At 61.9% G+C, this 12089-nt stretch carries 13 protein-coding genes; 2 read left to right on the top strand and 11 right to left on the bottom strand.

Annotated elements, in window-relative coordinates:
* Positions 1–58: 58 nt before the first annotated feature.
* Both B0G77_RS40765 and B0G77_RS40770 read left to right on the top strand, forming a co-directional pair.
* A complete protein-coding gene (locus tag B0G77_RS40765) occupies positions 59–1318 on the top strand; it encodes an FAD-dependent oxidoreductase (protein ID WP_133667497.1) in 1260 nt (419 codons plus the stop codon).
* A 26-nt stretch (positions 1319–1344) separates the two neighbouring features.
* Positions 1345–1662, top strand: a complete 318-nt coding sequence (locus B0G77_RS40770; protein ID WP_133667498.1) for a 2Fe-2S iron-sulfur cluster-binding protein — start codon at positions 1345–1347, stop codon at positions 1660–1662.
* Positions 1663–1735: 73 nt separating this feature from the next.
* Here B0G77_RS40770 and B0G77_RS40775 read toward each other — a convergent pair whose 3' ends face one another.
* The 11 genes from B0G77_RS40775 to B0G77_RS40825 form a co-directional block, all read right to left on the bottom strand.
* Entirely contained in the window at positions 1736–2314 is a 579-nt protein-coding gene (locus B0G77_RS40775; protein WP_133667499.1) for a nuclear transport factor 2 family protein, read from the bottom strand.
* Positions 2315–2336: 22 nt separating this feature from the next.
* Complete coding sequence (locus tag B0G77_RS40780) at positions 2337–3146, bottom strand: SDR family oxidoreductase (RefSeq protein WP_133667500.1); 810 nt, start codon at positions 3144–3146, stop codon at positions 2337–2339.
* Positions 3147–3182: 36 nt separating this feature from the next.
* Positions 3183–4307 (bottom strand): acyl-CoA dehydrogenase family protein, encoded by a 1125-nt coding sequence (locus B0G77_RS40785; RefSeq protein WP_133667501.1) that lies wholly within the window; start codon positions 4305–4307, stop codon positions 3183–3185.
* Positions 4308–4309: 2 nt separating this feature from the next.
* Complete coding sequence (locus B0G77_RS40790; protein WP_133667502.1) at positions 4310–5515, bottom strand: acyl-CoA dehydrogenase family protein; 1206 nt, start codon at positions 5513–5515, stop codon at positions 4310–4312.
* Positions 5516–5611: 96 nt separating this feature from the next.
* Positions 5612–6391: an enoyl-CoA hydratase/isomerase family protein gene (locus B0G77_RS40795; RefSeq protein WP_133667503.1), complete on the bottom strand. Its 780-nt coding sequence runs from the start codon at positions 6389–6391 to the stop codon at positions 5612–5614.
* Between the two features lie 63 nt (positions 6392–6454).
* Complete coding sequence (locus tag B0G77_RS40800) at positions 6455–7348, bottom strand: crotonase/enoyl-CoA hydratase family protein (protein WP_133667504.1); 894 nt, start codon at positions 7346–7348, stop codon at positions 6455–6457.
* Positions 7349–7392: 44 nt separating this feature from the next.
* The gene (locus tag B0G77_RS40805) at positions 7393–8925 is read right to left on the bottom strand and encodes a long-chain fatty acid--CoA ligase (RefSeq protein ID WP_133667505.1); all 1533 of its coding nucleotides are present in this window, start codon (positions 8923–8925) and stop codon (positions 7393–7395) included.
* A gap of 35 nt (positions 8926–8960) precedes the next feature.
* Complete coding sequence (locus B0G77_RS40810) at positions 8961–9776, bottom strand: 2-oxo acid dehydrogenase subunit E2 (protein ID WP_133667506.1); 816 nt, start codon at positions 9774–9776, stop codon at positions 8961–8963.
* A gap of 51 nt (positions 9777–9827) precedes the next feature.
* Positions 9828–10058, bottom strand: a complete 231-nt coding sequence (locus B0G77_RS40815; protein WP_133667507.1) for a lipoyl domain-containing protein — start codon at positions 10056–10058, stop codon at positions 9828–9830.
* Positions 10059–10075: 17 nt separating this feature from the next.
* Positions 10076–11101 carry an alpha-ketoacid dehydrogenase subunit beta gene (locus B0G77_RS40820; RefSeq protein ID WP_133667508.1) on the bottom strand — a complete coding sequence of 342 codons (1026 nt, stop codon included), beginning with the start codon at positions 11099–11101 and terminating at the stop codon, positions 10076–10078.
* Entirely contained in the window at positions 11098–12084 is a 987-nt protein-coding gene (locus tag B0G77_RS40825) for a thiamine pyrophosphate-dependent dehydrogenase E1 component subunit alpha (RefSeq protein ID WP_133667509.1), read from the bottom strand. Before B0G77_RS40825 ends, B0G77_RS40820 begins: the two co-directional genes overlap by 4 nt.
* Positions 12085–12089 lie beyond the last annotated feature (5 nt).

The following is a 12089-nucleotide window of genomic DNA, read 5'->3' on the forward strand; positions in this document are numbered from 1 at the left end:
ATGATTGTTTTGGCATCGCAGGGCGCGCGATGACAACGCGAGACAGGAGTTCGCCTCTATGACCACCGTAGACCCAAAAGACATCGCACTGATCGTCGGTGCCGGCCATGCAGCCGGCGAGTGCGCAACGAGCATTCGCGATCAGGGCTGGACGGGCCGCATCGTGCTGGTCGGAGAGGAGGCGCATCTGCCCTATCAGCGGCCGCCGCTATCAAAGGCTTTTCTTTCGGGCGAACTGACCGCTGAACAACTTTACCTTAAGCCACAAGCCACTTACGACAAGGCCCGGATCGAATTCATTCCGAATACCCGAGCTGAGCGCATCGATCGCGCAGCGCACACGGTTGCCCTGTCGGACGGCCGCGAAATCGCCTATACGAAGCTCGTGATCGCCACCGGCGGGCGCGCACGGAGGCTCGCTTTGCCGGGTATCGAAGCGATCGAGCGGCAGCCGAACTTTCACTATCTGCGCACGCTCGACCACGTCGCGCGCATCCGCACGCAGTTCCATGCCGGCGCGCGCCTCGTCATCATCGGTGGCGGCTATATCGGCCTCGAAGTGGCCGCGATCGCTGTCAAGCGTGGCCTGCACGTCACTGTTCTGGAAGCATTGCCGCGCGTGCTCGCGAGGGTCACGGCCCCGGAGCTTTCAGCCTTCTACGAACGCGTGCACCGTGAGGCTGGCGTCGACATCCGCACCAGCACGGCGGTTAGCGGCTTCGAACTCGACACGTCGGGCGATGCGGTCGCGGCAGTCGTCTGCACAGATGGTTCGCGTATCCCGGCGGATCTCGTCATCGTCGGTGTCGGACTGCAGCCCGCCACGGATCTTGCGGAAGCGGCGGGCCTCGCCGTGGACAACGGCATCGTGGTGGACGAGCGTACCCGCACGTCAGATCCCGACATCTTTGCTATCGGCGACTGCACCAATCACCCCAACGGACTGCTTGGCCGGCGCTTGCGGCTCGAGTCGGTGCCGAACGCGATGGAACAGGCGCGCACGGCTGCGGCCACGCTGTGCGGCAGGGAACGCGTGTACAACAGCGTGCCATGGTTCTGGTCCGATCAATACGATCTGAAGCTGAAGATGGTGGGCCTGTCGCAGGGCTATGACGAACTCGTGCTGCGCGGCGCACCGGAAAGCCGCTCGTTCTCGGCGTTTTATCTGAAGGAAGGCGTGGTGCTCGCCGCCGATACCGTCAGCCGTCCACAGGAATTCATGTTGGCCAAGCGTTTCGTTGGCGAAAGGATTCCCGTGCGAGCGATCGAACTCGCCGACGATTCGATCCCGCTCAAAAGCCTGCTTCCTGCAGCCTGATCGACCTTTCTACACTCAACAACATCATGCCTATTATCCGTTTCATCCAGGCCGACGGGCACGAGACCGTCGCGTCAGCCAACGTCGGCGAATCCGTCATGCAGACCGCCATCAGCCATCAGGTACCTGGCATCCTTGGAGATTGTGGCGGAAGTTGCAGTTGCGCAACCTGTCACGCCTATGTCGACGAAGCGTGGGTTAGCCAAATGCCACCCGCCGAGCCGTATGAGATCGACATGCTGACGTGCGCCATGGACGTACGGGAGCATAGCCGGCTCACTTGCCAGATCAACGTCACACCGGAACTTGACGGTCTGGTGGTTCGGCTGCCGAGCACGGCCTGAGAGAGCGCAGCGGCGCGCCCGGCTCCGCTGCCAGCCGCTCCGCCCGGAGGCAGCGCCGGCGGTAGCGGTAGCGTCAGGGCCAACGCGTCAGCGTGTCGATCGTGGCCGGATCGCAAGCTTCCCAGAACGACGCCCACGCCGGGAAAGACTGCGGAAGGCGCGGCTGATATTTGTCCCTATCGTACTTGCCGGGCCAGTTCTGAAAACGCGGTGTTCCCGGCCGTTCCAGCCAGTCGGTCGAATACCAGTGGCGCTCGTCCCGGCGCTCAAAATACCAGGCGCCATCGCGGCGCACGTAGTGATCGAAATAGCAGATTGCCATCACCACCCATTTGCCGTTGTCCTCGTGCTCCGCGCGGCAATACACCCGGCCCGTCGCATGGTCGGGGTCGACCAGGTCGATGGCGTGCCCGCAGATCTGGTGAATGCTGCGGTAGAAGCTGCGAAGAATATGCTCCGACCCGTAGAACGTTTTCAGCGCTGCACGGCCGGTGCCCCACCGGCCGCAATTCACGTCGTCGATGAAGAGTGCAACAAGGCTGTCGAGGTCACGCGAATCGACGGCGAGTGCATAGCGAATGGGCAACTGCTGGATCGCCAGTTGCGCTTCGATACGGTCGATCCGGGCGAGCAGGTCGGGCGTGATGGTCATGTCGTCCTCCTCACGCCCTTCGTCACGCTACCTGCGCGCGGGCGCGGATTTCATCTGCATAGTACGGTTGATGCGACAGCAGCCCACCGTCCACGTTGATGATTTGCCCCGTCACAAAAGCCGCCTCGTCGGACGCCAGATACACCACAGCATGGGCGATGTCTTCGGGCTGACCGAGCCGCGGAGTGAGATGATGGCTGAGCATCATCTCACCCGCAGGTCCCGCGTAATGGCCGACTGTAGCCGGCGTAACGATCAGTCCGGGCGCAATCGCATTGCAGCGAATGCCCTCCTTGCCGTGCTGCGTGGCCACATAGCGCGTCAACGCTTCGATACCTGCCTTGCAGACGCCGTAAGCGCTATACCCGAGCGCGCCCGCCTGAGCCGCGCCCGATGACGTGTTGATGATCGAACCGCCACCGCGTGCGCGCATCAGCGGGATGGCATAGCGCGAGGCCAGCATGGTGCCGCGCAGGTTGATACGCATCGTGTCGTCCCAGACAGAGACATCGACCGTTTCCACGGCGGCATCGACGGTGCTCGACAGCGACGTTGCCGCCGCATTGTTGTGCAGCACGTCGAGGCCTCCCCAGGTTTCGCGGGTGAGCGCAAACAATGCCGCTATCGATGCCTCATCGCCGATATCGACCCGCGCGGCCATGGCTTGCCCACCCTGCTGCTCGATGCGCCGGACCTGCGCGTGGGCCCCGTCGAAATCCCGGTCCGCCACGACCACCTGCGCGCCTTCAACAGCGAGCATCGCGGCACACGCCGCACCGATACCTGACGCTGCGCCCGTGACGATGGCGATCCTGCCTTTGAGTCGCGACATAAGTGAAAATCCTCGTGAATGAACATCTGGCCCGATTCAATGCGTCGCCGCAAAACGCGCGAGGTGAAAGTCGATGTCACCGAACATCTTTTCCATCATCGTCATCTTGCGGAAGTAGTGGCCGACCTGATACTCCTCGGTCATCCCCATGCCGCCGTGCAACTGGATGCCTTGCGCACACACGAATCGGCTCGCGCGCCCGGCGACTGCCTTGGCCGCCGAAATCACGCGGCTGCGTTCGTTTGCCGGCCGATCCAGATGGGCGATCCCGCAATAGAGCATCGAGCGGGTCTCCTGCACGGCCACAAACATTTCGGCCATGCGGTGTTGCAGCGCCTGAAATTTGCCAATCGGCTGACCGAACTGCACCCGGGCCTTGATGTATCCGGCGGTGATTTCCATCACCGCTTCCATCACGCCGAGGATCTCGGCCACGCTGGCGAGCGTGGCGAGTCCAGTCGCTCCTTCAAGCACCTCGCGTGCGCGATCCGGAACGATGAGCAGCGCGGATTCATCCAGTTCGACGTTGCGAAATTCGATGTCGGCGGCGCGAGAACCATCGAGCAGACGATACGTGTGGCAGGTCACGCCCGCGGCGCGGCGGTCCACGACGAAAATCCCTGGCTCTTTCACTGAATCGTCGAGTCGCGCGGTCACGAGCAACTGGTCCGCCGAACCGCCCGCGCTTACCAGCGTCTTGGCGCCGCTCAGCAGATAGCCGTCCGGCGTCTTGTGCGCAACGGTATGCTCGGCACAACCGAGCCTGAACCGCGTACCCGCTTCACTGTCAGCCAACGACAGCAGTAACCGGCCTTCGATCACGGCAGGCAGGAGAGCCTGCCGTTTAGCCTCCGAGTCACTGTGATCGATGATGGTCGAGCACAGCAGCGCCGTTTGAACGAATGGCTCGAGCACCATGCCGCGCCCGAACGCTTCCATCACGATGGCCGTCTCGACAAACGAGCAGGCTAGCCCGCCGACATCTTCGGGCAGCGTCAGGCCGAGCCACCCGAGGTCCGCGTAATCCTGCCAGCGAGCACGGCTAATGCCCTCGTCGCTCGCGGCAATCGCCCGGCGCGTTTCAAATCCGTATTGCTGCTGGATGAATCGCTCCACGCCGTCCTTCAACATCAATTGCTCTTCGGAAAGATTGAAGTCCATGGTCAAAGTCCAAAGGCGAGCCGGGCGATAATGTTCTTCTGCACTTCCCGCGTGCCGCCGTAGATGGTCGAAGCACGCGCGATGAGATACCCCGTCGTGCGGCCTGCCACGTAGACGGGCCATGCGTCATGTGCGGACGGCTCGTCAAAGGGCCAGTCTCCGTGCTCCTGAAAGCGCATGCTGCGCGGACCGAGAGCGTCGATCTGCAGTTCCGTGACACGCTGCTGCATCTCCGAGCCACTGATCTTGAGCGCCGACACAACCGCATCGAGATCGCGTGTGTTCTTTTCTTCGGCGAGGATTCGCAATACCGACCACTCAAGCGCCAGCAGATCCACTTCAACCGAAGCCAGCTTGCGGGCAAAGTCCGGAGTATCGATCAGACGAACGCCATCCACCCTCTCCTGCTCGGCAATGCTTTTTGCGCGCTGCAATTCGCGCTTGTTGAAATACAGGAAGGCACTCGTCGTCCGCTCCTTTTCGAGCAGATATTTGGCGTATGTCCAGCCCATGCCAGCTTCACCGACGAGGTGCGTGCGCGGCACGCGGACATTCTCGAGAAAGACTTCGTTCAGCCCCGTTCCGCCTTCGATTGAAACGATCGGGCGCACCGTGATTCCCGGCGTGTCCATCTTGACGAGCAGAAACGAGATGCCACGCTGGGGCTTGACCGTCGTGTCCGTCTTGACGAGGAAAAATCCCCACTCGGCAATCGTGGCGTCGCTGGTCCAGATCTTCTGACCGTTGATCACGTATTCGTCGCCGTCGAGTACCGCCGTCGTCCTGAGACCCGCGAGGTCCGAACCCGCATTCGGCTCGGAAAAGCCCTGACACCAGAATTCCTCTCCGGAGAGAATCGCTGGCAGAAAGCGCTTTTTCTGCCAATCCGAACCGAACGCGATGATCACGGGTGCAACCATATGCACGGCTTGCCAGCCGTAATCCATCGCGTCCGCGTTGTACAGCTCTTCCATGAAAATATGCTTGCGAAACGCAGTCCATCCCGTTCCGCCATGCTCCACTGGCCAATGCGGCGCGCCCCAACCGCGCTGATGCAAAATGCGCTGCCACGCGCGGATGTCTTCCTTCAACGGTGGGTGCGCACCAATCGTCCAGCGATGCGAGATCGCTGGGGGCAACTGCTCCTTGAAGAACTTTCTGACTTCCTGACGAAACGCTTCGTCTTCCGGGCTGTACGCGAAATGCATGCCTGACTCCTCCCGCTATTTCCCCGCTCGCAAGGTCCTGCCATGGCTCGCTGTGTCTCCGGTCCACAGCCGCTTGCGTCGGGTTCTGTAATTGGCCTAACGTCCCCTGAACGAAGGCGCCCGCTTTTCCCGCGCAGCGAGTCGTCCTTCGGCGGCATCTTCGGAATTCACTGCTAGCGCAACGGAATTCAGTTCCTGGACAAGAAACTCTTCCATGCTGCCCGCGTTCAAACGGAACAGTTGCTTGGTCAGTCCGATCGAGAAGGTCGGCATCGCAGCCAGTTCGGCGCCCAACTCCTCAGCGGCTTCCATGAGCCTGGCATCCTCGACGACGCGACTTGCGAGGCCGCACTCAAACGCCTCCTGCCCGGTCAGCTTGCGATTGAGATACATGATCTCCTTCGCGCGGAACTCGCCGCAGTGACGCGCAAGAAGATGCACCATTCCGCCCTCCGGCAACGTCGCACGCATCAGGAACGCCGGAATGAACTGGGCTGTGTCCGACACCAGCAGCATATCGGCGCAGAGCGCATAGCTCCATGCAATACCCACCGCCACGCCTCGTACCGCCGCGACCACGGGTTTGTTGAGGTTGTAGAGCTTCAGCGCAATCTGCTGATAGACGGCCATCGACTGGCGCGCATGCGACACGCTCATCCGCGGCGGTGCTGCGCCGCTGCCCTTGATATCAGCGCCCGCGCAAAAGGCTCGTCCTGCGCCCGTCAGGATGACTGCGCGGATTTCCGGATCGCGCTCGATGCGATCGAGATGTTCGATCAGCATGGCCAGCATGTCAGGCGTCAATGCATTGAGCTTCTCGGGACGGTTCAGGCCCAGCGTGGCGACCGTGCCCTTCAATGAAAGTTCGACATCCATGATTGCGGTTTTTCAGTGAGTCAGTCGGATGGTTCGGATGGGGCCGCATGACGAGCGGCCGCCTCATTCACCGCGCGCATGCAGCTTGATCATGCCGTCCCCGAAAGGCTCATCACGACGCTTGAGCGCTTCCTTCAGACCATTGGCTTCCATATCCGCCTTGAACTGCGCGCGGCGCGGCCCCTGGCTCTGATGCGCGCGAGCATCGTTCTCGACCGCGAGGCGCTGCAGCGTACGTGCGCCCGCCAGTTCAAGACCGAGATTCACGATCCGTTTGTTGGCCGACAGCAGATCGGCGTCGACAAAGGACAGCCGGCGTGCCAGTTCCGCTACTTCGGCGTCGAGTTCGCTGGCCGGAACAGCGTCCATCACGAGACCGATTTTCGCGGCATCGCGGCCCGTCAACGAATCGCCTGAGAGCAACAGGCGTTTCGCCCACTGCGGACCGACGTGATAGAACCACATGTGCGCCGGCGGCGAGCCGTTGGCACGCGTCGCCGGAAAGCCGATCCGCGCGTTGTCCGCCGCAAGCACCATGTCGCAGGCCAGCGCCAGATCAGTGCCGCCCGCGAGGCAGTTGCCATGCACCTGCGCGATAATCGGCTTGTGGATCTCGGCCATCAGGTTGACGGTTTCGGCCTGCCGCTCCATCGACCAGCAGTCGTCATCGAAGCTGCGTACCGTGCCGCGATAGTCACCCGGATCGATCTGCTCCGCCGCCCGGTCCGAATACGTCGTGACGAGGTCATAACCGGCGCAGAAGTCCTTGCCGGCTCCGCACAATACGATCACGTTAACTGATTTCAGATCGTCCGCCTCGAGCAGCGCCTCTTTCAGTTCCCGCAACAGGACACCGTTAATCGCATTCCGCTTGTCCGGGCGATTCAGCGTGATTCGCGCAACACGCTCGGCCACGTCGAATTGAACGCATTCCGTACTTTCGAGCCATTTGCCCATGATTCACTCTCATTCGAAGAAGGCGGCGTGGCCGCCACGCGTTCTCAGCTGCCGAACCGCTGACGCAACACGACCTTGCTGATCTTTCCGGTGGGCAGACGTGGGAGTTCGTCGACGAACTCGATGGACTTTGGACATTTGTAGCTGGCGATCAACTCGCGGCAAAACGCAATCAGGTCGGTCTCCTGCGCCATTTCGCCGGCGCGCAGCACGACAATCGCCTTCACGCATTCGCCCCATTTCTCGTGCGGCACCCCGATTGCTGCCGCATCGATCACGGCAGGATGCTGAAGCAACGCCTCTTCGACTTCGCGGCTATAGATGTTTTCGCCGCCCGAGATGATCATGTCCTTCTTGCGGTCCACCAGGAACACATAGCCGTGGCTGTCCTGATAGCCCATGTCGCCGCTGCGATACCAGCCGTCGCGCAACGCTTCGACCGTCGCCACGCTGTTGTTCCAGTAGCCCGTCAGCTGGGTCGCGGAGCGCAGCCACACTTCGCCCGTCTGGCCCTGCGGAAGGTCGATGCCGTTATCGTCGACGATGCGCAATTCAATGCCCGGGCACGGATGGCCAACCGAAGCCAGACGCCGGATCTCTTCAGGGGTGCCATGCGGCCGCACTTCATGTGCGGGCAGCCAGCAGGCATTGCTTTCGGTCATGCCGTACTGGACCGCGAATACCGGGCCAAGCACCTCGATGCCGCGCTGGAGCAGCGGCACAGGCACAGGTGCGGCCGCCGTCGTAATGTTCTCGATACTCGACAGATCGTACGATCGCAATTCGGGCACATCGAGCAACGCCTGCAGCATCGCGGAGACAAGGAACGTGAACGTGATGCGCTCGGCCTGGATGGTGTCGAGCATCGCCTTCGGTTCGAAGCCGCGGTGCAGTACGGTCGTGCCGCCCACCCATGCAACCGCGTTCACATAACCGATGCCACCCACATGAAACGCCGGCGTGGTCTGCAACACCCGAGAGTGCCCGGTGAATTCGGTGACAAGCGCGCAGCTATCGGCGGTCGCGCACATCGCGCGATGCGTGCGCACCACGCCCTTCGGGCGCCCGGTCGTGCCGCTGGTGTAGATCAGGTACGCGAAGTCGTCGGGCTGCGAGCGGATGGGCGGCCCGTCAGCTGATCCGGTCTCCATGACGGATTCGAATGACATCGCCCACGACGGCGCGTCACCGATGCAGATGTACCGTTCGATGTCCGGCATCTGCGGGCGCAGACTGTCCACCAGGGCGGCATACTGTGCCTCGAAGACGAGCGCCTTCGGCGCGACGTCCTTCAGGATGTACGAGATTTCGGCGGGCGCGAGCCGGAAGTTGACCGTGGCGAGCAGAAAGCCGGCCCATTCGCAGGCGCGGTAGGTCTCGTAGTATTCGGCGCAATTCATCGCCAGCACCGCAACCCGGTCCTGGCGGCGCAAACCCTGCCGATACAGCGCATCCGAAAAGCGGCGGGCGCGCACCGCCATCTCGCCGTGAGTCACACGCCGGTTGCCAAAAACCAGCGCTTCCCGGTCCGTATAGAAGCGGGCGTTGCGCTCTATCATCTCCCCAAGCGTTTTCATCTCGATCCTGTCGTTGTGTGTCTGCTGCCTGGGCGTCAGGCTGCGAGTGCCTGCGGATCTGCGAGCATCGTGGCAATGCAGGCCGTAAAGCGAGCTGCGTCCGCTCCGTTGATCACGCGGTGGTCGTAGCTCAGCGACAGCGGCAGCATCTTGCGCCAATCCACTCCACCGTCAGCCGAGGGCTGCGGCGTCAGCCGGGTTTTCGTCGCCCCGAGAATGGCGACTTCAGGGGCGTTGATGATCGGCGTGAAACCCGTGCCCCCGAATCCTCCCAGCGAACTGATCGAGAAGCAGCCGCCCGACATTTCCGCCATCGAAAGGCCTTTCTCACGCGCCTTCTGCGACACCGCCGCGAGTTCCACCGCCAGCTGCACGACGCTCTTTTTGTCGCAATCGCGTAGTACGGGCACTAGCAGGCCAAAGCGCGTGTCTACCGCCACCCCAATGTGAAAGTACTTCTTCAGCACGAGGTTCTTGCCGTCGCCGTCAAGCGATGCGTTGAATTGCGGAAATGCCTGCAACGCACGCACCACTGCCTTGATGAGAAACACCAGCGGCGTCAGCTTCACCGAAGGTCCCGCTTCGTTATACGCCTTGCGGAAAGCCTCAAGGGTCGTAATATCGGCGTCGTCCTGATGCGTTACATGCGGAATCGCCAGCCAGTTTCGCGACAGGAATGCCCCCGTCAACTTCTGTATGCGGGAAACCGGCGTAACCTCGACTTCTCCAAACTCGGCGAAGTCGATCTGCGGCCACGGCGGCAGATTCGCGCCGATCCCGGCTGGCGCTGAACCTGGTACAGCGGCAGGCGCAGTTGTGGGTACTGGGGATGAGATGGATTCGACACTCATGACGGACGCCTCGCTAGACTGCTTCAACCAACCTGAATGACGGGCAATGGCTCAGATGATCTCCGCCAGCACCGTGCCAACCGGATACACCTCGCCTACCTGAGCGACGATCCGCAGCGTTCCCGACGCCGGCGACTCGACTTCCTGCACCGACTTGTCACTCTCCAGCGCATAGAGCGCCTGGCCCTCTGTGACTGTCTCGCCATCCGCCAGCAGCCATTCGGTCAGCGTGCCTTCGTTCATTGAGAAGCCCAGCTTCGGAAGCAAGACCTGTGTGGACATAAATGTTCTCTTTAAGTTTAGGAAAACTGGGAGGAGGCTCGCGACCCTGCGTCATCCAGCGTCGCGCGAATTGCTGCCTCGATCTGTGCGGCCCCGGGCACGAAGGCGTCTTCAAGCGGCTTCGAGAACGGCACCGGGCAAAACTGTGAGCCGACTCGCTGCACGGGCGCCTTGAGTTCACGAAACAGCGATTCATAGATACGCGACGCGATTTCCGCGCCCACACCAAATGGCTTCACCGCCTCGTGCACGACAACGGCGCGGCCCGTTTTAGCCACGGATGTCAGGATCGTTTCCGTGTCGAGCGGCGAAATCGTGCGCAAATCGACCACCTCGCATGAGATGCCGGCTGTGCCAAGCTTTTCCGCCACCGCCATCACGTCGTGCACGCGGCGGCTATAGCTGATGGCCGTCACGTCTGTGCCGCTGCGCACCACGTTGGCCTTGCCGAGCGGAATCCGCACGCCGCGCTCGGGAGCCTTGCCCGGGTTCCAGTAGCTCGGCATGTTCTCGATGAAGAGGCACGGATCATCATCTTCGATGCAGGAAAGCATCAGGCCGTAGGCATCGGCGGGCGTGGACGGCGCAACCACCTTGATGCCCGCGACATGCGCGAACCACGCTTCCAGATAGTCGGCGTGCTGGCCGCCGGTGCCGAACCCTGCACCGGTCATCGTGCGAATCACGAGCGGCACATGCGTCTGGCCACCCGACATGAAGCGCAACTTCGCGGCGTGGTTGACGATCATGTCCATTGCAACCGTCGTAAAGTTCATCAGCATGATCTCGGCCACCGGGCGCATGCCGACAATCGACGCGCCTATCGCCGCACCGATGATGGCCTGCTCCGAAATGGGCGTCGACCGGACGCGCGAAGTGCCATATTTCGTCGACAGACCTTTGGTCACACCAACAATGCCGCCTTCCTGCCCGTCGGCCACGTCCTCGCCGAGTACGATGACATTGACATCGGCGGCCATCGCATCGTCAAGCGCAAGATTGACGGCCTGAATCGTATTGATGTCAGTCTGCATCTGGTTCATGCAAGCACCTCGTCTTTAAAGATGTCGCGCCGCAGTTCGGCGACGTCCGGATAGTCGCTCGCCAGTGCAAACTCGACGGCCGCGTCAATTTCCGCGTCGTGGGCGGCTTCCATCTCAGCCAGTTGCGCTTCGGTAGCATGCTTTGCTGCGATCAGCCATGCGCGGAAGAGCGGCACCGGATCCTTTGCCACCCACGCCGCCTTTTCGTGCTGGTCCATATACGCATCCGGGTCGCCGAACACATGGCCGTGAAAACGGAACGTGTTGGCTTCGATCAACGTCGGGCCGCCACCTTCGCGAGCCCTCTCGATAGCCTCGCGCGCCACTCGGTGCATCGCGATCGGGTCGTTGCCGTCGACGGTGATGCCGGGCATCTGATACGCCACGGCACGCTGGGCAATGTTCGGCACGGACGTACCGTAAGCGTATTTCGTATGTTCGGCATAGCCGTTGTTCTGACAGACGAAAACAACCGGCAGCTTCCAGACCGACGCCATGTTCAGCGACTCATGGAACGCGCCGATGTTGGCCGCGCCATCGCCGAAATAGGCGACCGCCACGCGCGATTCCCCACGAATCTGCGCGGCCAGCGCAAGACCATTCGCGATGGGCATCGAGCTGCCGACAATCCCGGTTGTAACCATCACGCCGGAAGCCGGGTGGGTGACGTGCATCGGGCCGCCCTTGCCCTTGCAGGTGCCGGTGACGCGTCCTCCCAGTTCGGCCCAGAGATCCTTGAGCGGCACACCTTTGGCGATCATGTCGTGCACGCCGCGATAGATCGTGCAGATGTAATCGTCGTCGGTCAGACAGACGGACACTGCCGACGGAATCGCCTCCTGGCCGCGCGGCGAGTAGTACGGCATGACCAGCTTGCCGGATTTGATGACTGAGCGGAAACGCTCGTCGTTCTGCTTGATCAGCGTCATGCGCCGATAGATATCGACCAGTACTTCACTGCTGGGCGGCTGATGGACTTTCATGCGAA

It is taken from the genome of Paraburkholderia sp. BL10I2N1 (genome assembly GCF_004361815.1).
Lineage (GTDB): Bacteria > Pseudomonadota > Gammaproteobacteria > Burkholderiales > Burkholderiaceae > Paraburkholderia.